This is a genomic window from Micromonospora sp. LOL_021 (assembly GCF_048060215.1).
Classification (GTDB): Bacteria; Actinomycetota; Actinomycetes; order Mycobacteriales; family Micromonosporaceae; genus Micromonospora_E.
In genome coordinates this window covers 1-21,023 of the sequence record NZ_JBHMIN010000002.1, presented here as the reverse complement: position 1 = coordinate 21,023, position 21,023 = coordinate 1, and the positions used below count along the sequence as shown (strand labels likewise).

Here is a 21,023-nt window from a genome sequence, read left to right as displayed (position 1 = left end):
GTAGCCGTACCGTCGCGATGTCATGTGGTCCCTGCCCGTCGCCGATCCCGGCGTAGCCGATCACCGGTCAGCCCTGCGTCTGCTGCGCTGGCTGGCCGGACGTGCCGGGGCGTCCGTGGCCTGGGGATCGGTGCTCAGCGTGGTCTGGATGGGCAGCCAGGCGTTGATGCCGGCGGTTGTCGGACATGCCATCGACGTCGGCCTCACCGCCCGCGATCCGCAGGCGCTGCTCGGCTGGTCGGTGGTGCTACTGGGGCTGGGGCTGGTCCAGGCGACGGCCAGCATCAGCCAGCACTGGTTCGGCGTGTTCAACTGGCTGTCCACCGCGTACCGCACGGTCCAGCTCACCGTACGGCAGGCCAACCGGCTCGGCGCCACCCTGCCGAAACGGCTGGCCACCGGCGAGGTGGTGAGCATCGGGACCGCCGACATGGGCAGTCTCGGCGGCGCGGTGGAGGTCGTCGCCCGGGCGGTCGGTGCGGTGGTGGCGATCGTCGTGGTCGCCGCGATCCTGCTCGGCACCTCCGTTCCGCTCGGGCTGGTGATCGTGATCGGGGTGCCGGTGCTGATGACGGCCGTCGGGCTCGGCCTGCGGCCGCTGCACCGCCGCCAGCAGACGTACCGGGACCAGCAGGCCACCCTGGCGACCCTGGCCGGCGACATCGTGACCGGCCTGCGGATTCTGCGCGGCGTCGGCGGTGAACCGGCCTTCGCCGACCGCTACCGGGACCAGTCGCAGGAGCTGCGGCGGCGTGGCGACCGACTGGCCCGGGTCGAGTCCGTCCTGGAGGCCGGCCAGCTGCTGCTGCCCGGGATGTTCCTGGTGCTGGTGACCTGGCTCGGGGCGCGGCTCACGCTCTCCGGCGAGCTGACCGTCGGGCAGCTGGTCGCCGCCTACGCGTACACCGCGTTCCTGACCGGTCCGATCCGGACGCTGACCGAGTTCCTGCACACCATGACCCGTGGCCACGTCGCCGCCCGCCGGGTCGCGGGCCTGCTCGCCATCACCGGCGAGTTCACCGACCCGGCGCGGCCGCGCCGACTGCCGGACCGCGCCGGCGACCTGGTCGATTCCACATCCGGCCTGCGGGTGGCCCCGTACCAGTTGACCGCCGTCGCGGCCACCGCGCCCGACGACGTCGTCGGGCTCGCCGACCGGCTGGGGCGCTACCGCGACGCCGAGGTCGCCCTGGCCGGCGTACCACTGCGGGAGCTGGACCTGGCCACGGTCCGGCAGCGGATCCTGGTGACCGACAACGACGACCGGCTGTTCACCGGCCGGCTGCGCGACGAACTTGACGGCACCGGGCAGGCCAGCGACGAGGCGATCCGGGCGGCGCTGGTCGCGGCCAGCGCCACCGACATCGTCGACGCGCTACCGGACGGTCTCGACGCCGAGGTCGCCGAACGCGGCCGGGAGTTCTCCGGCGGCCAGCAACAGCGGCTCCGGCTGGCCCGGGCGCTGCTCGCCGACCCGCCGATCCTGGTGCTGGTCGAGCCGACCAGCGCCGTCGACGCGCACACCGAGGTGCGGATCGCCGCCCGGCTGCCGGCCGCCCGGACCGGCCGGACCACCGTCGTCTGCACCACCAGCCCGCTGCTGCTGGAACACGCCGACCGGGTGGTGTTCGTCGACGCCGGCCGGGTGGTGGCCGACGGCAGTCACGCCGATCTGCTGCGCACCGCGCCCGGGTACGCCGCCCTGGTGACCCGCGCCGAGCCGGCGGCGTCGACCGAGTCGGTGGCGTTGAGTGAGGTGGCGTCGTGACGGCGTTGCCGGTCGCGGACCGGGCCGAGGTCCGCCGGTACGCCCGTGTCCTGGTCCGCCGGCACCCACGGATGCTGGCCGGTGCTCTCGCGCTGCACGTGGGCGCCGCAGTCGCCGGGCTCGCCGCGCCCCGGCTGCTCGGCGGCCTGGTCGAGACGCTCACCACGGCCACGGCGGCGATCGCCGCCGTCGACCGGACCGCCCTGGCGATCGCCGGGTTCCTGGTCTTACAGGCGGTGCTGGCCCGCTACGCGCACGTGGCATCGGCCCGGCTCGGTGAGCGGGTGCTGGCCGCGTTGCGCGAAGAGTTCATCGGCCGGGTGCTGTCCATTCCGCTGTCGACCGTGGAGAAGGCCGGCACCGGTGACCTGCTCACCCGGACCTCGCACGACGTCGCCGTGCTGTCCAAGTCGGTGCGGTTCGCGGTGCCCGAGACGCTGATCGCGATCAGCACCGCGACCTTCATCTTCGGGGCGTTGCTGCTGGTCGGCCCGGTGCTGGCGGTGCCCTGCCTGATAGTGGTGCCGCTGCTGTGGGCAGGCACCCGCTGGTATCTGCGCCGGGCGCCGGACGGCTACCTGGCCGAGAGCGCCGCGTACTCGCGGATCACCGACGGGCTCAGCGAGACCCTCGACGGTGCCCGGACCGTCGAGGCGCTGCGCCGGCAGGAGCACCGGCGGCGGCGTACCGACACCGACATCGCCCGGCAGTACGCGGCCGAGCGTTACACGCTGTGGCTGCGTACCGTCTGGTTCCCGCTGATCGAGATCAGCTACGTGGTGCCGGTCGCGGCGACCCTGGCCATCGGCGGCTGGTGCTACCTGCGTGGTTGGGTGACGCTCGGCCAGGTCACGGCGGCGGTGCTCTACGTGCAGATGCTGACCGACCCGCTGGACCGGCTGCTGAACTGGCTGGACGAGCTGCAGCTCGGGGCCGCGTCGCTGGCCCGGCTGCTCGGCGTCGCCCAGCCGGACCGGTCCGCGACCGCGGTGCCCCGCACGCCGGCACCCGACGGCGTGCGCGCCGCCGACCCGGTCGCGGCGGTCGACGTCCACTTCAGCTACGTCGACGGGCGGGAGGTGCTGCGCGGGGTCACCCTGGTGCCGCGACCGGGGGAGCGGATCGCCATCGTCGGGCCGTCCGGGGCCGGCAAGTCCACCCTGGGCCGGTTGCTGGCCGGGGTGCTGCGGCCGACCGCCGGCTCGGTCACCGCCGGCGGCGTACCGCTGACCGACCTCACGCCGGACCAGCTGCGCGGCCGGGTCGCCCTGGTCACCCAGGAGCATCACGTCTTCATCGGTACGGTGCGCGACAACATCGCGCTGGTCCGACCGGACGCCAGCGACGCCGAGGTACGCGACGCGCTGGCCGCCGTCGACGCGCTGCACTGGGTGTCCGCCCTGCCGGACAGGGAGGCCACAGTGGTCGGTGCCGGCGGCCACCCGGTCGGTCCGGACCAGGCTCAGCAGCTCGCCCTGGCCCGGCTGGTGCTGGCCGATCCGCAGACCCTGGTGCTGGATGAGGCGACGTCGCTGATCGACCCGCGTACCGCCCGGCGAACGGAGCGGTCGCTCGCCGCGGTGCTGCACGGGCGTACGGTGATCGCGATCGCCCACCGGCTGTACTCGGCGCACGACGCCGACCGGATCGCCGTGGTCGAGGACGGGCTGATCACCGAGTTCGGCTCGCACGACGAGCTGGTCGCCGCCGACGGCCCGTATGCCGAGCTGTGGCGCACCTGGCAGGGTCTCGGGTCGGCGCATCCGGTCGGCTGACCGGGGTCAGCCGGCCACCGCGTCGAGCGGGTCGGCGAGCAGCTGCTCGAAGGCGAGTTCGGCGGCGCCGATCAGCGGCGCGTCGTCGCCGAGTTTCGGGGTACGCAGCCGGACGTGTTCCCGGCAGGCCGGTAGCCCGTTGGAGTTGAGCCGGCTGCGCACGTGCGCAGCCGCCGCCAGGTAGACGTCCCGCAGCGTACCGCCGAAGATCACCGTCTCCGGGTTGAAGATGTTGACCAGGTTGGCCACGCCGAAGCCGAGCCAGTTGCCGACCTGGCGGACCGCGGCCTGGGCCTGGCCGTCGCCCCGGTCGGCCGCGTCCACCACGGCGAGCACCGCCTCCCGGCCGACGACTTCCCCGCTGCGGCCGGCTGCCTGGATCAGCGCGTGTTCGCCGATCTCGGTTTCCCAGCAGCCCCGGGATCCGCACAGGCAGGGCCGGCCACCGGGGTGCACCACCATGTGGCCGACCTCGCCGCCGTACCCGCCGTGCCCGGTGACCCGCCGGCCACCGGCGATGATCCCGGCGCCGACGCCGACGTCGCCGTACAGGTAGACGACGTGGTCGCAGCCGACCGCCGCGCCCCGGGTGTGTTCGGCCAGCGCGCACACGTCGGAGACGTTGCCGACCAGGACGCCCCGGTCGTCGCCGAGCGCCTCGGCCAGGGCCGCGCCGAGCGGCTCGTCGACCCAGCCCATGGTGGGGCCGAGGCGGACCATGCCGTCGTCGCGGCGGACCATGCCGCAGACCGCGACGCCGCTGCCGACGCAGACCGCTCCGGCCGGCACCGCCTGGTGCAGCTCCTTGACGAAGCCGGTGAGTGGGCCGACCGCCTCGGCGGCGAGGGTGCCCCGGGGTCGGTCGCCGGTGCGCGTGTCGAGGATCCGGCCACCGAGTCCGACCCGGGCGGCCCGTAACCGGTCGACCTCGATGCTGAGCGCGTACGCGTACACCCGCTCGGACGCGGGCCGGACGACCAGCGACGGTCGTCCGGCCCGGCCGGTTTCCCGGGCACCGCCCTCGCTGACCAGGCCGGCGGCGGCCAGGTCGGCGGTGAGCGCGCCGATGGTGCTGCGGTTGAGCCCCAGCGTGGTGGTCAGTTCGGCCCGTGAGGTGGCGCCGTGCACGTGTACGTGCCGCAGCAGCGCGCCGAGGTTGTGCCGGCGGATCTCCTCCTGGCTGGGTCCTGCCCGCATCGGTTCGTCGTCTCCGCAGTCATCAGGACCCGGCGGCGGCGCGACGGCGGGACAGCGCGTCGACGCTGGCGGCCAGCAGCAGCACCAGCCCGGTGAAGACGAACTTCACCCCGGAGCTGACATTCAGCAGTCCCATGCCGTTCTCGATGACCGCGACCACGGCGCCGCCGAGGACCGCGTCGAGGACCCGGCCCTTGCCGCCGAAGAGGCTGGTGCCGCCGATCACCGCCGCGCCGACGGCGAACAGCAGTACGTTGCTGCCGCCGGTGTTGGCGTCGACCGAGTTGGCGCGGCTGGCGGCCACGATGCCGCCGACGGCGGCCATCGAGGAGCAGATCATGAAGGCGGAGATCCGGATCCGGTCGACGTTGATGCCGGCCCGGCGGGCGGCTTCCCGGTTGCCGCCGACCGCGTAGATGTGCCGGCCGTACGCGGTGCGCCGCAGCACGAAGGTCCAGAAGATCAGCAGTACCACGATGACCGGCACCACGATCGGCACCCCGCGCAGCGAGGTGATCAGCGGGTTGATGCTGCGCTCCTGGTTGAGGATGTAGACGGCGGCACCGGCGATCGCGACCAGCACGCCGATGCGGGCCAGCACCACCACGATCGGGTCGGTGACCAGGCCCTTCGCGGACCGGGTGCGGTAGCGCAGCAGCTGGATCAGCGCGAACCCGGCCACCCCGACGCCGAAGATCGCCCAGCCGACGACCGGCGGGACGTTGCGGTTGACGATCGCGATCAGCACGTCGTCGCGCAGCGAGACGTTCTTGCCGCCTTCGATCAGCAGCAGCACCGTGCCCTGGAAGGCGAGGAAGGCGGCCAGGGTGACCACGAACGACGGGATGCCGACCTTGGCGACCAGGAATCCGAGGACGGTGCCGATCAGGGTCCCGGTGGCCACGGCTGCCAGCACCGCCACGTACCAGGGCAGTCCCATCTCGGTGGAGACGACCGCCAGGATCGCGGCGCAGACGCCGCTGGCGAAGCCGGCGGACAGGTCGATCTCACCGAGCAGCAGGACGAAGATCAGCCCCATCGCGATCAGGGTGACCGCGCCGCCCTGGATGAACAGGTTGGCGAAGTTGCCGGCGGTGAAGAAGTTGGGCCGCACGATCGAGAAGACCGTGCAGAGCACGACGAGGCCGAGGATCGCGGGCAGCGCGCCGAGGTCGCCGCCGCGGATCCGGGAGAAGTAATTGCGCAGGTGTTCGCCGACGCCGGGCGATTCGGCCGGGGCGGTGGGCCGCTGGACTGTGGAGGTGGCGGTGCTCATCGGTCGGCTCCCGGTCCGTTGGTGGCGGCGTACTCGGTGCCGTTGTCGGCCGGCAGGCCGAGGTCACCGCTGCGGCCGGCGGTGATCAGCTCCACGATCTGCGCGTGGGTGATCTCCGTGCTCCGTACCTGGGCGACCATCTGGCCGAGGTACAGCGCGGCGATCCGGTCCGACACCGCGAAGACGTCGTTCATGTTGTGCGAGATCAGTACGACGGCGAGGCCGTTGTCGGCGAGCCGGCGGACCAGTTCGAGCACCTGGGCGGTCTGGGCGACGCCGAGCGCCGCGGTGGGTTCGTCGAGGATGACGACCTTGCTGTTCCACAGCACAGCCTTGGCGATGGCGACGGTCTGGCGCTGGCCGCCGGAGAGGCTGGCGACGAGCTGCCGCAGCGACTTGACGGTCCGGACGGAGAGCCCGGCGAGGGTGTCCGCGGCCATCTGCTCCATGGTGGTCTCGTCCAGGACGATCCCGGAGCGCTTCTCCCGCCCGAGGAACATGTTCTGCACGATGTCGAGGTTGTCGCAGAGCGCGAGGTCCTGGTAGACGACCTCGATGCCGTGCGAGGCGGCGTCGCGCGGGTTGTGGATGTGCACCCGGCGGCCGTCGACGACGACCTCGCCGCGGTCGATCGGGTGGATGCCGCTGATGCACTTGACCAGGGTGGACTTGCCGGCGCCGTTGTCGCCGACGAGCGCGGTCACCTCGCCGGCGTGGACGGCGAAGTCGACGTTGCGCAGCACCTGGACGGGGCCGAAGTTCTTGTCGATCCCGCGCAGTTGCAGCAGGGGGGTCGCGGACACGGGTGGTCTCCTTCGTGAGGGTGCCCGGCCGGCGCCGGTTCCGCCGCCGCGGGTGTCACCCGGCGATGGTGCTGCCGGGTGACACCCGCGGCGGGGCTACCGGTCGGTCGCCGGTACGCCGGTCAGCTGATGCCGGCCTCGGCGCAGAGCTCGGCGAACTCGTCGGTGCAGAGCTCCTCGGCGGTGACGTAGCCGTCGTTGACCACGTCGGCGACGTTCTCCTTGTAGATGGCCTGCGGGGTGAGCAGCACCGACGGCACCTCCCGGTTGGTCTCCGGGTCGGTGACGGTCTGCGCGACCTCCTTGCGCTCACCGTTGGCCAGCGCGACCGCCAGGTCGGCGGCGGCCTGCGCCTCGGCCTTGATCGCCTTGTAGACGGTCATGCACTGGTCGCCGGCGAGGATGTTCTGCAGGCCCTGCGGGGTGGCGTCCTGCCCGGTGACCGGGACCTTGCCGTTGAGCTGGTTGCGCTTGAGCACCGAGATGGCGGCGTTGCCGAGGCCGTCGTTGGCGGCCAGTACACCGTCGATCTCGCCGCCGGTCTGGGTCAGCATCTGCTCGAACAGCGTCGCGGCCTGGGTGTTGTCCCAGTCCGGCACCCACTGGTCCGGGCCCTTGACGTATTCGCCGGACTCGTACAGCGGGTCGAGCACGCCGTCGTAGCCGGCCTTGAACAGGGTGGCGTTGTTGTCGGTCTGCGAGCCGTTGAGGGTGGCGATGGTCGGCTCCTCCACCCCGGCGTCGGTCAGGCACTTGACCAGACCCTCACCCTGCAGTTGGCCGACGGCCTCGTTGTCGAAGCTGACGTAGTACTCGGCGGAGCCGCCCAGGGTGAGCCGGTCGTAGTCGATGGTGGCGACGCCCTGCTGCTTGGCCTTGTCCAGCACGGCCTTGCCGGTGCCGGAGTCCAGGTTGACGATCATCAGGACGGTGGCCCCGTCGGTGATCATCTGGTCGGCGAGAGTCTGGAACTGGGCCTTGTCGCCCTGGGCGTTCTGGATGGTGGCCTGCACGCCAGCGGCGTCGAACGCCTCTTCCAGGAAGCGCCGGTCGGCGGTCTCCCAGCGGTCGGAGGAGGCGCTGTCCGGCAGGATCACGCCGATCTTCGGGGTCGGCGTGTCGCCGCTGCCGGTGTCGGTGCCGGTGTCGCTGCCACAGGCGGTGAGGCCGCCGGCGAGCAGGACACCGGCGGCGGCGGTGCTGAGGATCCCTTTGCGCATCGCTCGGGTCCTTTCGAAGGGTGATGTTTCGCGTACAAGGGGTTGTGCTGGTGCGTGTCGTGCGGTCTCGGGCGTGGGCTCGCGGGGCGCTGGTGAGCTCCGGAGGCCCGGCCGGCGACGGCAACGGCCTGGGGCTGAGCTGGGCCATCGCGGTTTTTGTTGTGTCCGGCAACGTATTAGGAGTGTGGCGCCGGGCACAAGACGGTGACGTCACCAGTTTTGTTGCTCGCGATAACAATTCAGCAACGCGGCGGACACCTGTCCGTCGCCTGACCGGATCAGTGAGCAGCGATTGGGGCGAATCGGGCGCCAGTCACCGCTGCGAGGTCACCCGGAGTGATACTCAACTGCAACCCGCGGCGGCCGGCCGAGACGTACATTTCGGCGTACCGCTGCGCCGAGGCGTCCAGCGCCGTCGGCAGACGTTTACGCTGCCCGATCGGGCTGATGCCGCCCCGGACGTACCCGGTGGTCCGTTCGGCGAGCACCCGCTCGGCGAGCACCGCGCGCTTACCACCGAGCGCCACCGCCAGAGCCTTCAGGTCCAGCTCCCCGGTGACCGGCACGACGCCGACGGCGAGTGCCCCGTCGACCTGGGCCACCAGCGTCTTGAACACCTGCTCGGCGGCGACGCCGAGGGCGGCCGCGACCGCCGCGCCGTAGTCCGGGGTGTCCGGCGAGACCCGGTACGGGTGCAGTTGGAAGGTGATCCGCCGCTTGGTCAGCAGCGTCGTCGCCGGAGTCGCGGTACCTGTCATGCCGCGCGACGTTACCGGCCCCGCGCGTTCATCGGGCTGGCGCGCTCACCGGCCCGGCGCCGGCACCGGGTGGGCGAGCAGCGCCGTCGGGGCGCCGGCCACCCGGGTCAGTACCAGACTCGCCGCCACGCCGGTCCCGACGGCGGTACGCAGCCGCAGGTCGCGGCGCAACTGGGCGGGGTCGAGCGGGGATCCGCGTTTGAGGATCTCCAGCCGCGTGACACCGCGTTCGCGCAGCAGCGCCCGCAGCCGCTTCAGCGAGAACGGCAGCACGTCGGTGATCTCCAGACATCGGCCGTACGGCGTGTCGGTCGGCGTGTCGGCGTAGACGTAGGCGATCGACTCGTCGGCGAGGGTGCCGTCGACGGTCGCGGCGAACGCGGCGACCAGGTGCGAGCGGACCACCGCCCCGTCCGGGTCGTACAGGTAGCGCCGGACCGGGCCGACGGTGACCGGCTCGCCGCCGTCGCCGGTCAGCTCCGTGGCCGGCTGGCCGGTACGCAGCAGGGTGGCCCGGCGCGGGGTGCCGGCCAGCGGGCCGCACCAGAACGCCGCCTCGACCACCTCCCGGTCGACGCTGACCCACTCGGCCTCGGCCCCCGGCGGGATCAGCGCGTGGTCGATGCCCGGTGCCACCTTCAGCACGGCCCGTGGCACCCGGGCGACCAGGGACCGGACGAAGTCCCAGGACGGGGAGTAGCTGTCCGGGTCGAAGGTGCGCCGACCGCCGCCGGACCGGCGGGCCGGGTCGCAGAAGACCGCGTCGTAACCGGAGACATCGACTCCGGTGGCGTCGGCGCAGACCACGTCGACGAGGTTGGCCAGCCCGGTCGCCTCGGCGTTGGCGGCGGCGATCGCGGCGGTGCCCGGGTCGGCCTCCACCGCGTACACCCGGATGCCGGCCCGGGCGGCGGCGAGGGTGTCCGCGCCGAGACCGCAACCCAGGTCGGCGAGGTGGCGTACCCCGGCGGCGCGCAGCCGGGCGGCGCGCCGGTCGGCGACCACCGACCGGGTGGCCTGCTCCAGGCCGGCGCGGGTGAAGAACATCCGGTCGGCGGCCGGGCCGAACTTGCCGGTCGCGCGGGCGCGCAGCGCGGCCTGGGTGAGCGCTGCGGTCGCCAGCGGTGCCGGCACCCCGGCGGTACGTAGCGCGGTCGCCGCCGCGAGTGGATCCGCCCCGCCCGGCGCGGCCAGCACCTCGGCCGCGGCGACCAGGGCGGCCGCGCCTTCCGGGGCACGCAGGGTGGCCAGTTCGTCCGGGTGCACCGCGACATTGTCCATGCTCGGCCATCGGGCTAGCACTCCGCACAGGCGACTGCTAATCTGCGGTTAGCACTCTCGGGTCGAGGGTGCCAGCCCGCCGGCTCCCGCCGGTGAGCGAAACGCCAGGCGGTCCGGCACCCGCGACGACGGATCCGCCCGGTGGACATGAGGCAGATTGACGCCGGTTACCCACGTGGCCGGCACCAAAACCAGATACCCCAGGAGGGTATGCCCGTGACTACCGCGACCAAGGTTGCGATCAAGCCGCTCGAGGACCGGATCCTGGTCCAGGCGAACGAGGCTGAGACCACCACGGCGTCGGGCATCGTGATCCCCGACACCGCCAAGGAGAAGCCGCAGGAGGGCACCGTCCTCGCTGTCGGCCCCGGCCGCGTCGACGACAAGGGCAACCGGATCCCGGTTGACGTCAACGTCGGCGACACGGTCATCTACTCGAAGTACGGCGGCACCGAGGTCAAGTACGCCGGCGAGGAGTACCTGGTGCTCTCCGCCCGCGACGTCCTCGCGGTCATCGAGAAGTGACCTACTGCCAGTGCTGAACGCCCCGAAGCCCCACCCGGGGCTTCGGGGCGTCGCCCGTTGGCCGGTGCCCGGCAGCCGCCGGTCGGCCGACGGCTAGTGCCTGTGAAGGGAATGTCATGGCGAAGATCCTGAGTTTCTCGGACGACGCCCGGCACCTCTTGGAGCACGGCGTCAACACGCTCGCGGACACGGTCAAGGTCACCCTCGGCCCGCGCGGGCGCAACGTCGTGCTGGACAAGAAGTTCGGCGCTCCGACGATCACCAACGATGGCGTGACCATCGCCAAGGAGATCGAGCTCACCAACCCGTACGAGAACCTCGGTGCGCAGCTGGTCAAGGAGGTGGCGACGAAGACCAACGACGTCGCCGGCGACGGGACCACCACCGCCACCGTGCTCGCCCAGGCGATGGTTCGTGAAGGTCTGCGCAACGTCGCCGCCGGGGCCAACCCGGCCGGCCTCAAGCGCGGCATCGACGCGGCCGCGCAGAAGGTCTCCGAATCGCTGCTGGCCAAGGCGGCGGAGGTGGCCGACAAGGGCTCGATCGCGCAGGTCGCGACGATCTCGGCCCAGGACGCCACGATCGGCGAGCTGATCGCCGAGGCGATGGAGCGGGTCGGCCGCGACGGTGTGATCACCGTCGAGGAAGGCTCCACGCTGGCCACCGAGCTGGACGTCACCGAGGGCCTGCAGTTCGACAAGGGCTTCATCTCCCCGCACTTCGTCACCGACGCCGAAGCGCAGGAGGCGGTCCTCGAGGACGCGTACATCCTGATCACCACCCAGAAGATCTCCTCGATCGAGGAGCTGCTGCCGCTGCTGGAGAAGATCGTCCAGGACAGCAAGCCGCTGCTGATCGTCGCCGAGGACGTCGACGGGCAGGCGCTGTCCACCCTGGTGGTCAACGCCGTGCGCAAGACCGTGAAGATCTGCGCGGTCAAGGCTCCGGGCTTCGGTGACCGGCGCAAGGCGATGCTGCAGGACATGGCGATCCTGACCGGCGCCGAGCTGATCGCCCCGGAGCTGGGCTACAAGCTCGACGCGGTCGGGCTGGAGTCGCTGGGCCGGGCCCGGCGGATCGTGGTCGACAAGGACACCACCACGGTGGTCGACGGTGCCGGCAACGACTCCGAGGTCGCCGACCGGGTCACCCAGATCCGCAAGGAGATCGACGCGTCCGACTCGGACTGGGACCGGGAGAAGCTCGCCGAGCGGCTGGCCAAGCTCTCCGGTGGCATCGCGGTGATCAAGGCCGGGGCCGCCACCGAGGTGGAGATGAAGGAGCGCAAGCACCGCATCGAGGACGCCATCGCCGCGACCAAGGCCGCGGTCGAGGAGGGCACCATCCCCGGTGGCGGCGCGGCGCTGAGCCAGGTCGCCGCCGTGCTCGACGATGACCTCGGCTTCGACGCCGACGAGAAGGTCGGCGTGTCGGTGGTCCGCAAGGCGCTGCACGAGCCGCTGCGGTGGATCGCCCAGAACGCCGGCTACGACGGGTACGTGGTGGTCGGCAAGGTGCTCGAAGGCGACTGGGGCCACGGGCTCAACGCCGCCACCGGGGAGTACGTCGATCTCGCCCGGGCCGGCATCATCGACCCGGTGAAGGTGACCCGCAACGCGGTCAGCAACGCCGCGTCGATCGCCGGGCTGCTGCTCACCACCGAGAGCCTGGTGGTGGAGAAGCCGGAGAAGGCCGAGCCGGCCGCCGGCGGTCACGGTCACGACCACGGGCACGGCCACCAGCACGGTCCCGGTTTCTGACCGGAAGCTTTACCTACTCGAAGCTCCACCTGTTTCACCTGCGCCACCTGGATCCGCGTGATCAGTACGGCCGAGGGTGCACTCCGCCCGAGGTTTCTGATCACGCGGATTCTGCGTATCGTCGGCGGTACCTTAGCGCCGTCGACCCGTACGGTGCCGGACAGATGGGCTGGACGCGATGAGGGCGGAGCCGACGGTGCCGGACGCGACAGGGCCGGAGCCGACCGGGCCAGCTGGGCGGACCGAACCGCCGGGCCGCCTGCCCGGGCCGCTCGCGGCGCTCGCCGGCGTGGCCGCGGCCGCGCTCGCCCTGGGCCTGGCCGAGCTGGTCGCCGTCGCCACCGGTGCCCGCTCGGCACCGCTGGTCGCGGTCGGCGGGGTGGTCGTCGACACCGTCCCGGAGCCGCTGAAACAGTTCGCCATCGACGTGTTCGGCGTACACGACAAGACCGCGCTGCTGATCGGCACCGGCGTACTGCTCGCCGGGTTCGCGGCCGTGATCGGGGTGTTGGCCGCCCGCCGGCTCGCCGTCGGCTTCGCCGGCGTCGCGATCTTCGGCGTGGTCGGCGCGGCGGCCGCGCTCACCCGGCCCGGTGTCGGGCCGGCCGCCGCACTACCGGCGGTGATCGGCGCGTCCGCCGCCGCGCTGCTGCTCTGGGCGCTGCTCGCCGGCCCGCTGCGGCCGTCCGCCGCCGCGTTGCCTGTCGCCGCGTTGCCTGCCGATGCCGAACCGGTACCGATTCGGCCCGGTGCCGGCACCGCCGACCGGCGACGTTTCCTGTCCAGCGTCGGCGTGTCGGTCGGCGCCGCCCTGGTCACCGGTGCCGGCGGTCGCTGGTTGGCGCAACGCCGGGGGGTGGCCACCGCCCGGTCCGCCGTGACACTGCCCGCCCCGGTCGACGCCGCGCCGCCGCTGCCGTCCGGCGTGGACCCGGCGGCACCGGGGCTGAGCCGGTACGTCACCACCAACCGTGACTTCTACCGGATCGACACCGCGCTGGTCGTGCCCCAGGTCGACCCGGACGAATGGCAGCTACGGATCCACGGCCGGGTGACCAATCCGATCACCCTGAGCTACGCCGACCTGCTCGGGATGGAGCTGGTGGAGCGGTACGTCACGCTGGCCTGCGTCTCGAACGAGGTGGGCGGGAACCTCATCGGCAACGCCCGCTGGCTCGGCGTACCGGTGCGGGACCTGCTGGTCGAGGCGGGCCCGCTGCCCGGAGCCGACCAGGTCGTCGGCCGGTCCGTCGACGGCTGGACCTGCGGCACCCCGACCGAGGCGCTGCTGGACGGGCGGGACGCGCTGCTCGCGGTCGGGATGAACGGACAACCACTGCCGGTCGAGCACGGTTTCCCGGTCCGCATGGTGGTGCCCGGCCTCTACGGGTACGTCTCCGCCTGCAAGTGGGTCACCGAGCTGGAGTTGACCAGCTTCGCCGACTTCGACGCGTACTGGGTGCCGCGCGGTTGGGCGGCGCAGGGCCCGATCAAGACCCAGTCCCGGATCGACACCCCCCGGGTCCGCACCGAGTTGTCGGCCGGCACCGTACCGGTGGCCGGGGTGGCGTGGGCCCCGCACCGGGGCATCAGCGGCGTCGAGGTACGGGTGGACGACGGCCCCTGGCAGTCGGCCGAGCTGGCCCCGGCGGTCTCGGCGGACACCTGGGTGCAGTGGGTCTGGCAGTGGCCGGCGACCTCGGGTGAGCACCTGCTGCAGGTCCGGGCCACCGACGGGACCGGCGCCACCCAGCCCGAACTGCGCCAACCTGTCGCCCCGGACGGGGCGACCGGCTGGCACTCGGTCCGCGTGACGGTCCAGTAGGGACCCCGGCGGCCCCGGGCCGAGGTCGTGGCCGAGGCAGTAGCCGCGCGGCCGTGGTCAGGCGGCAGTCGCCGTGGTCAGGCGGCGGTGGCCGAGTCCGCCGGCTGCGGCCTGACGGCGGTCGATTCCGGCCGGCGCTGGGCCGGCACGGTCGACTTGTGCGGCCGGCCCAGCCGGGCCTCCAGCCGTTGCACGTCGACCCGACCGCCGCGGCGGTCGGCGAGATCCTCCCAGCCGAGGGCGAGCAGCCGGAGCCGTTCCGACTCGCTGAAGCCGCCCCACACCCCGTACGGCTCGCGCACCGACAGGGCGTGTGCGGCGCACTCCGCGCGGACCGGGCAGGTCCGGCAGACCGCCTTGGCTCCCGATTCCCGGCGGTTGCGTGACGACCCCCGCTCACCGTCGGGGTGGAAGAACTGGGCGCTGTCCCGGCCACGGCAGGCACCGAGGATCTGCCACTCCCACAGGTCGACGATCGGTCCGGGCAGTCGGCGTACATCCGACATCTGCACCCCTCCTTCCGCGCGGCTCCCGCAGACACTTCGTGGTAGGACCGGGCGGCCGGCCGCGCAAGCGCTCCGGTCCTTCGTGTCACCGGGGTACCCGGGAGTCCCACTGCTCAATCACCCGTGTCGGAACGTGCGGGAACACCCGGGTCGGAACCTGCGCGCGATAGCCGGTCGGCGACGTGGCCACCGGTCCTGAACTTTCATCTTTTTTCGTGGCAAAGCGCATGAGCGAGCGTGCCTCGCGTGATCTGCTGCTGGCGGGAGAGGGGAGTCACAAGTGCGCAAGGTGCTCGTGTGTGTACGAACAGTAGTTGCAGCTCAGAACGTCACCGCCGCCGCCGCCCGGCTCGGTCTCTCCGCCGCAGTACGCACAGCGGTCTCTGAACCGGAGGTGATGTTGCGGCTCGCCGAACGCCCAGCGGAGATCGTACTCGCCGACACCGCCCTGGCCCGTCCGGACAGCGCCAGCTTCACCCGCCGGGTGCTGGCCCGCTCGCCAGGCAGCGTGATCGTGCTGTTCGGCGGGGAGGACCCGCAGGTGGCGTCCGCCGCGCTGGCCGCCGGTGCCCGCGGGCTGCTGCGCGGCACCGACGACCTGGTCACCGCCGTGGCGAAGACCCTGCTGCTGCTCGCCGCGCCGGGCCGCCGTACGCCAGCGTTGCTGACCGAGCAGTCAGCGGCCGCACCAGCCCCGGCGGTGAGCGCCACCATCGGTGTCGCTGGCGCGGCGTCTCACCACCCTGGGGCTGCCGCCGCTGGTACCGACCCCGCCGGACGAGCGGTCACCGGCACCGCCGCCGAGCCAGCGGCTGCGGCCGCGGCCGGTGCGGACCCGGCCACCGGACCGACCGTGGTGCCGAACCAGCGCGACGATGCGACGGCACCGGCCGCCGACACCGCCGACGCACCGGCACCCGTCCCGCACCCCGACGGCACGGTGACTCGGGGGACGGACTCCGACACCGCCCCGGCGGATGGCACTGTGTCGAACGGCAGCGCACCCAATGGCGGTGCGCCGACCCGCAGCGCACCGGATGGCAGCGCGTCGCGCGGTGCCGGGCCGGACGCCGCCCAGCCGTCGGACGGTCGAGTCACCGCACTACGCCGGATCGGGCTCACCGAACGCGAACTCCAGGTGCTGCGCGGGATGGCGGAAGGCAAGAGCAACGGCGAGATCGGCCGTGACCTGTTCGTCTCGGAGGACACCGTCAAGACCCACGCGCGGCGGCTGTTCCGCAAGCTCGGCGCACGGGACCGGGCACACGCGGTGGCCACCGGATTCCGTACCGGACTGGTCGCCTGACCGGCCTCAGCACGGTCGGCCCAGACCGGCCTCAGCCCGGTCGGCCCAGGCCGTCAGCTGGCCGGTCCTGGTCGTCGTCCGCCTCGTCCCGCAGGGTGTCGTGCACGCCGTCGGCGTACCCCCGGGCGTACTCCCAGCTCACGTAGTGGTCCGGGTCGGGGTTGAAGGCCGGCTCGTGCACCCTCGGCCGGCCGGAGTCGAGCAGGTGGCGCAGATTGCCGCGCAGCAGGTCCCAGTCGAAGTAGTGCGGTTCCCGGCAGTCCTCGCAGTCGATCACCAGCCCGCGGATCCCGACCGCGCCGAGCAGCGCCCGGTAGACCTCCAGGTCGGCGAGGTCCTCCAACACGTCCTGCCGTTCGGCGGGCGTCAACGAATCCGGCTCGCCGGCCTCGGTGGGATCCTCCAGCCCGGCTGCCGGATCGGCGGGGTCGCCGCTGAACGGATCGATCGGCTCTTCGTGCACCCCTCCACCGTAGTCCCACCCGTACCGGCTGCGCGGGCCCCACCCGGTCCGGCCCGCCGCGCAGGTGGCGCGCCCGGCCGGCCTGGCGGTGGGTACGATGAACCATCGCACCGCAAGACGGGGCGAGCCGGTCAACCGCCACCCACACCGGGCCGCCTGCCGACCCGGCGCCCGGGCATCAGCCGCCGCCGGCCTCAGGCGAACCGTCCGACCAGCTCAGGGGAAGAAGTCGTGGAAAACTCGCCCACCCAGCAGCCCGTCGTCGACAGCACCGCCAACGGCGGTCACGTGCCCCCGGTCCCCGCCGCGTTCGGCGGCCACGTGCCGGAGATGCCCGCCGGGTCGGCCCGGGCGGTGCCGCTCGGGCTGACCTTCGACGACGTGCTGCTGCAGCCAGCCGAGTCGGACGTCATCCCGAGCCGGGTCAACACGGTGACGTCGATGACCCGCAACGTGCGACTGTCCGTACCGCTGCTGTCCAGCGCGATGGACACGGTGACCGAGGCGCGGATGGCGATCGCGATGGCCCGGCAGGGCGGCATCGGCGTACTGCACCGCAACCTCTCCGCCGACGACCAGGCGATCCAGGTCGACCTGGTGAAGCGCTCCGAGGCCGGCATGATCACCAATCCGGTGACCTGCGGCCCGGACGACACGCTGCGGCACGTCGACACGCTGTGTGGCCGGTACCGCATCTCCGGTGTCCCGGTCGTCGACGAGCAGGGCGCCCTGGTCGGCATCATCACCAACCGCGACATGCGGTTCGAGACCGACCAGAGCCGCCCGGTACGCGACCTGATGACCTCGATGCCGCTGGTCACCGCCCCGGTCGGGGTGGCCAAGGCGGACGCGCTGGCCCTGCTGCGCCAGCACAAGGTGGAGAAGCTGCCCCTGGTCGACGACGCCGGCCGACTGCGCGGGCTGATCACCGTGAAGGACTTCACCAAGAGCGAGCAGTACCCGGACGCGACCAAGGACGACGCCGGCCGGCTGCGGGTGGCCGCCGCCATCGGCGTCGGCGACGACTCGTACAAGCGGGCCCGGACCCTGGTCGACGCGGGCGTCGACGTACTGATCGTGGACACCGCCCACGGCCACCAGCGCGGGGTGCTGGACATGGTGCGCGCCCTGAAACGGGACACCGAGGTCGACGTGGTCGGCGGCAACGTCGCCACCTACGCCGGTGCCCGCGCGCTGGTCGAAGCGGGCGTGGACGCGGTCAAGGTCGGGGTCGGCCCGGGCGCGATCTGCACCACCCGGGTGGTCGCCGGGGTCGGCGTGCCGCAGGTCACCGCGATCATGGAGGCGGTCCGGGCCTGCCACCCGGCCGGCGTTCCGGTGATCGCCGACGGCGGCATCCAGTACTCGGGCGACATCGCCAAGGCGTTGGTCGCGGGTGCGCACACGGTGATGCTGGGCAGCCTGCTCGCCGGCTGCGAGGAGAGCCCCGGTGAGCTGCTGTTCATCAACGGCAAGCAGTTCAAGTCGTACCGGGGGATGGGGTCGCTGGGCGCGATGCAGTCCCGTGGCCAGGCCCGCTCCTACTCCAAGGACCGCTACTTCCAGCACGACGTGCTCAGCGACGAGAAGCTGGTCCCGGAGGGTGTCGAGGGGCAGGTGCCGTACCGTGGACCGCTGGCCACCGTCGTGCACCAGCTGATCGGCGGGGTCCGGCTGGCCATGGGGTACGTCGGCGCCGAAGGCATCGACGACCTGCACCAGCGCGGCCAGCTGATCAGGATCACCGCCGCCGGTCTGAAGGAGAGCCACCCGCACGACATCCAGATGACCGTCGAGGCCCCCAACTACCACACCCGCTGACCTACGCCGTCGACCTGCCCGCGCGGTGGCCGAGCCGCCGGGCGGTCGACCTGTCCATGACGGAGATATGCCATGCGTGACGTGGTCGAGATCGGGCTGGGCAAGACCGCGCAGCGCGGCTACCACCTGGACGACATCGCCATCGTGCCGAGCCGGCGGACCCGGGACGTCGACGACGTCTCCACCGCGTGGCAGCTCGACGCGTACCAGTTCAAGATTCCGTGCGTGGCGCACCCGTCGGACGCCACGATGAGCCCGGCCAGCGCCGCCAAGCTGAGCGAGCTGGGTGGGCTCGGCGTACTCAACGTCGAAGGGCTGTGGACCCGCTACGAGGATCCGAGCAAGGTGCTCGGCGAGCTGGCCGCGCTGGACGACGACGACCCGTCGACCCGGCGGCTGCAGGAGGCGTACGCCGAACCGATCCGCCCCGAGCTGATCGCCGAACGGGTCCGGCAGATGCGGGCCGGTGGCGGTACGGTCGCCGCCCGGGTGTCGCCGCAGCACACTCTGGCGCTGGCTCCGGTTGTGCTGGACGCCGGGGTGGACATCCTGGTGATCCAGGGCACCCTGGTGTCGGCCGAGCACGTCTCCACCACCGACGAGCCGCTGAACCTCAAGGAGTTCATCGCCGACCTGGACCTGCCGGTGGTGGTCGGCGGCTGCACCGACTACAAGACGGCGCTGCACCTGATGCGTACCGGTGCGGCCGGGGTGATCGTCGGGATCGGCGCGGACGAGTGGTCGACCACCGACTCGGTGCTCGGTATCCGGGTGCCGATGGCCACGGCGATCGCCGACGCGGCCGCCGCCCGCCGCGACTACCTGGACGAGACCGGCGGCCGGTACGTGCACCTGATCGCCGACGGAGACCTGCAGACCTCCGGTGACATCGCCAAGGCGCTGGGCTGCGGTGCCGACGCGGTGATGCTCGGTGAGCCGCTGTCGCTGTGCGCCGAGGCCCCGGCTGCCGGGGCGTGGTGGCACTCGGTGGCCAGCCACCCGAAGCTGCCGCGCGGCGCGTTCGGGGTGGCCGACGAGCCGCTGGGCACCATGGAGCAGATCCTGTTCGGCCCGGCCGACTCCCCGGACGGCCAGCAGAACCTGTTCGGCGGGCTGCGCCGGGCGATGGCCAAGTGCGGCTACCGCGACCTGAAGGAGTTCCAGCGGGTCGGTCTGGTCCTCGACCGGTGACCAGCCGCCGTCCGTCGTTCGCGCCGGGCCGCCGTCGTCGGTGGTCCGGGTCGCGGCGGCGTACGGTGGGCGTCGCCGCGTTGCTCGCGGCGGTGCTGGCCGCCGGTGCCGGCGGCTGCGGCGTCCTGCCGGAGCTGGTCGACCGGGGTGACGACAGCCCGGCGGGTGGTTTCCAACCGGGTGCGGCCGGCATCGGCGACCCCTACTTCCCGACGTACGGCAACGGCGGCTACGACGTGGCCGGCTACCAGTTGACGTTGCGCTACGACCCGGACGGCGAGCGGCTCGACGGCACCGCCACGATCACCGCCACCGCCACCACGGACCTGTCCCGGTTCAACCTCGACCTGGCCGGGCTGGTCGTCGACGAGGTCACCGTCGACGACGCCTCGGCCGAACACAGCCGCGACGGCAATGAACTGGTCGTCACCCCGGCCACCGGCCTGACCGACGGTACGCAGTTCACCGTGGTCGTCGACTACGGTGGCCGGCCGGAGCCGCTGACCAGCCCGGACCTCGGCGCGGGCGGCTTCCACGTGACCGATGACGGGGCGATCGCGCTCGGTCAGCCCGAGTCGGCCAGCACCTGGTTCCCGGTCAACGACCACCCGCTGGACAAGGCGACCTTCGACATCGACATCACCGTCCCGGACGGGCTGGCCGCGTTGAGCGTCGGCGTACCCGGGCCGACCAGCAGCGACGACGGCTGGACCACCTGGACCTGGTCGGAATCCACTCCGCTGGCCAGCTACCTGACCACTCTGGTGATCGGCGACTACCGGGTGGAGCGTGGCACCCATGCCGGCCGGCCGATGGTGACCGCCGTCTCCGCCGACTTGCCGGAAGGTGGCCCGGCCGAGCAGGCGATGGCCCGCACCGGCGAGATCGCCGACTACCTGGAGACGGTGTTCGGCCCGTACCCGGTCGACGCGTACGGCGGCGTGGTGGTGAACGACGACCGGATCCGCTACGCCCTGGAAACCCAGTCGCGGCCGGTGTACGGCGACGTCTTCTTCGACTCTGGACCGGTCACCTGGGTGGTCGCCCACGAGCTGGCCCACCAGTGGTTCGGCAACAGCGTGTCGATCCGGCACTGGCGGGACATGTGGCTCAACGAGGGTTTCGCGACATACGCGGAATGGCTGTGGTCCGAGCACGACGGTGCGGCCACCGTCGACGAGATGTTCGACCGCGAGTACGACCGGATCGACTGGGCGAGCCCGGCCGGTGACCCCGGCCCGGCGGGGATCTTCAGCCAGTCGGTGTACAAGCGGGGCGGGCTGACCGTGCACGCGTTGCGGCTGACCATCGGCGACGACGCGTTCTTCCGCCTGCTCCGCACCTGGACGGCCGAGCGCCGCAACGGCAACGCCAGCACCGAGGAGTTCGTCACGGTCGCCGAGCGGGTCTCCGGCCAGCCGCTGCGGGAATTCTTCGATGCCTGGCTGTATGGCGACACCGCCCCGGCCAAGCCCTGACTGTTGGTGCGTGGCGGGCCCGGCGTGGATGCCGGGCCCGCCGTCTTGTCATGTGTGGTGTGGTTGTGGG

17 protein-coding genes are annotated in these 21,023 nt (G+C 72.3%); 9 read left to right on the top strand and 8 right to left on the bottom strand.

All coding sequences use genetic code 11. The annotated features are described in order from the left end of the window. Positions 1-22: 22 nt before the first annotated feature. Together ACFHWT_RS02190 and ACFHWT_RS02185 are read left to right on the top strand one after the other, a co-directional pair. On the top strand, positions 23-1,768 hold the full coding sequence (locus ACFHWT_RS02190) for an ABC transporter ATP-binding protein (RefSeq protein WP_416592915.1): 1,746 nt from the start codon (positions 23-25) through the stop codon (positions 1,766-1,768). Further along, a complete protein-coding gene (locus ACFHWT_RS02185; RefSeq protein ID WP_416592914.1) occupies positions 1,765-3,543 on the top strand; it encodes an ABC transporter ATP-binding protein in 1,779 nt (592 codons plus the stop codon). Before ACFHWT_RS02190 ends, ACFHWT_RS02185 begins: the two co-directional genes overlap by 4 nt. A gap of 6 nt (positions 3,544-3,549) precedes the next feature. Here the strand turns inward: ACFHWT_RS02185 and ACFHWT_RS02180 are convergent, their stop codons facing one another. The 6 genes from ACFHWT_RS02180 to ACFHWT_RS02155 all read right to left on the bottom strand — a co-directional run bounded on the left by ACFHWT_RS02180 (position 3,550) and on the right by ACFHWT_RS02155 (position 10,078). Further along, complete coding sequence (locus ACFHWT_RS02180; RefSeq protein ID WP_282233571.1) at positions 3,550-4,740, bottom strand: ROK family transcriptional regulator; 1,191 nt, start codon at positions 4,738-4,740, stop codon at positions 3,550-3,552. Between the two features lie 22 nt (positions 4,741-4,762). Beyond that, a complete protein-coding gene (locus tag ACFHWT_RS02175) occupies positions 4,763-6,016 on the bottom strand; it encodes a sugar ABC transporter permease (RefSeq protein ID WP_416592913.1) in 1,254 nt (417 codons plus the stop codon). Next, entirely contained in the window at positions 6,013-6,819 is an 807-nt protein-coding gene (locus ACFHWT_RS02170; RefSeq protein ID WP_282233573.1) for an ATP-binding cassette domain-containing protein, read from the bottom strand. The genes ACFHWT_RS02175 and ACFHWT_RS02170 overlap by 4 nt, the downstream gene beginning before the upstream one ends. A gap of 122 nt (positions 6,820-6,941) precedes the next feature. Continuing rightward, positions 6,942-8,039, bottom strand: a complete 1,098-nt coding sequence (locus ACFHWT_RS02165) for a sugar ABC transporter substrate-binding protein (protein ID WP_416592912.1) — start codon at positions 8,037-8,039, stop codon at positions 6,942-6,944. Positions 8,040-8,317: 278 nt separating this feature from the next. Next, positions 8,318-8,797 carry a Cys-tRNA(Pro) deacylase gene (gene ybaK / locus ACFHWT_RS02160; RefSeq protein WP_416592911.1) on the bottom strand — a complete coding sequence of 160 codons (480 nt, stop codon included), beginning with the start codon at positions 8,795-8,797 and terminating at the stop codon, positions 8,318-8,320. Between the two features lie 45 nt (positions 8,798-8,842). Then, positions 8,843-10,078 carry a THUMP-like domain-containing protein gene (locus tag ACFHWT_RS02155; protein ID WP_416592910.1) on the bottom strand — a complete coding sequence of 412 codons (1,236 nt, stop codon included), beginning with the start codon at positions 10,076-10,078 and terminating at the stop codon, positions 8,843-8,845. 210 nt (positions 10,079-10,288) lie between these two features. Between ACFHWT_RS02155 and groES the strand changes: the two genes are divergently transcribed. From groES to ACFHWT_RS02140, 3 genes are all read left to right on the top strand, one after another. Continuing rightward, the gene (groES, locus tag ACFHWT_RS02150) at positions 10,289-10,603 is read left to right on the top strand and encodes a co-chaperone GroES (protein ID WP_123606067.1); all 315 of its coding nucleotides are present in this window, start codon (positions 10,289-10,291) and stop codon (positions 10,601-10,603) included. A 116-nt stretch (positions 10,604-10,719) separates the two neighbouring features. Further along, entirely contained in the window at positions 10,720-12,363 is a 1,644-nt protein-coding gene (gene groL / locus ACFHWT_RS02145) for a chaperonin GroEL (protein ID WP_416592909.1), read from the top strand. A gap of 259 nt (positions 12,364-12,622) precedes the next feature. Then, complete coding sequence (locus tag ACFHWT_RS02140) at positions 12,623-14,188, top strand: molybdopterin-dependent oxidoreductase (protein WP_416593141.1); 1,566 nt, start codon at positions 12,623-12,625, stop codon at positions 14,186-14,188. 77 nt (positions 14,189-14,265) lie between these two features. On the opposite strand, the gene ACFHWT_RS02135 is transcribed toward ACFHWT_RS02140, so the two are convergent. After that, on the bottom strand, positions 14,266-14,694 hold the full coding sequence (locus tag ACFHWT_RS02135) for a WhiB family transcriptional regulator (protein WP_416592908.1): 429 nt from the start codon (positions 14,692-14,694) through the stop codon (positions 14,266-14,268). A gap of 280 nt (positions 14,695-14,974) precedes the next feature. Here ACFHWT_RS02135 and ACFHWT_RS02130 point away from each other — a divergent pair, with 280 nt between their 5' ends. Continuing rightward, entirely contained in the window at positions 14,975-16,000 is a 1,026-nt protein-coding gene (locus ACFHWT_RS02130) for a response regulator transcription factor (protein WP_416592907.1), read from the top strand. 31 nt (positions 16,001-16,031) lie between these two features. On the opposite strand, the gene ACFHWT_RS02125 is transcribed toward ACFHWT_RS02130, so the two are convergent. Next, positions 16,032-16,463: a DUF5319 domain-containing protein gene (locus ACFHWT_RS02125; RefSeq protein ID WP_416592906.1), complete on the bottom strand. Its 432-nt coding sequence runs from the start codon at positions 16,461-16,463 to the stop codon at positions 16,032-16,034. A 231-nt stretch (positions 16,464-16,694) separates the two neighbouring features. On the opposite strand from ACFHWT_RS02125, the gene guaB reads away from it, so the two are divergent. The 3 genes from guaB (at position 16,695) to ACFHWT_RS02110 (ending at position 20,953) form a co-directional block, all read left to right on the top strand. After that, complete coding sequence (gene guaB / locus ACFHWT_RS02120) at positions 16,695-18,284, top strand: IMP dehydrogenase (RefSeq protein ID WP_416592905.1); 1,590 nt, start codon at positions 16,695-16,697, stop codon at positions 18,282-18,284. Positions 18,285-18,356: 72 nt separating this feature from the next. Continuing rightward, positions 18,357-19,475, top strand: coding sequence for a GuaB3 family IMP dehydrogenase-related protein (locus ACFHWT_RS02115; RefSeq protein ID WP_416592904.1), 1,119 nt, complete (start codon positions 18,357-18,359; stop codon positions 19,473-19,475). 95 nt (positions 19,476-19,570) lie between these two features. Then, entirely contained in the window at positions 19,571-20,953 is a 1,383-nt protein-coding gene (locus ACFHWT_RS02110) for a M1 family metallopeptidase (protein WP_416593140.1), read from the top strand. Positions 20,954-21,023 lie beyond the last annotated feature (70 nt).

Coding starts and splice junctions, on each gene's coding strand:
- ACFHWT_RS02190 (WP_416592915.1), top strand. CDS start 23: ATGTGGTCCCTGCCCGTCGCCGATCCCGGCGTAGCCGATCACCGGTCA.
- ACFHWT_RS02180 (WP_282233571.1), bottom strand. CDS start 4,740: ATGCGGGCAGGACCCAGCCAGGAGGAGATCCGCCGGCACAACCTCGGC.
- ACFHWT_RS02175 (WP_416592913.1), bottom strand. CDS start 6,016: ATGAGCACCGCCACCTCCACAGTCCAGCGGCCCACCGCCCCGGCCGAA.
- ACFHWT_RS02165 (WP_416592912.1), bottom strand. CDS start 8,039: ATGCGCAAAGGGATCCTCAGCACCGCCGCCGCCGGTGTCCTGCTCGCC.
- ybaK (WP_416592911.1), bottom strand. CDS start 8,797: ATGACAGGTACCGCGACTCCGGCGACGACGCTGCTGACCAAGCGGCGG.
- ACFHWT_RS02155 (WP_416592910.1), bottom strand. CDS start 10,078: ATGGACAATGTCGCGGTGCACCCGGACGAACTGGCCACCCTGCGTGCC.
- groES (WP_123606067.1), top strand. CDS start 10,289: ATGCCCGTGACTACCGCGACCAAGGTTGCGATCAAGCCGCTCGAGGAC.
- groL (WP_416592909.1), top strand. CDS start 10,720: ATGGCGAAGATCCTGAGTTTCTCGGACGACGCCCGGCACCTCTTGGAG.
- ACFHWT_RS02135 (WP_416592908.1), bottom strand. CDS start 14,694: ATGTCGGATGTACGCCGACTGCCCGGACCGATCGTCGACCTGTGGGAG.
- ACFHWT_RS02115 (WP_416592904.1), top strand. CDS start 18,357: ATGCGTGACGTGGTCGAGATCGGGCTGGGCAAGACCGCGCAGCGCGGC.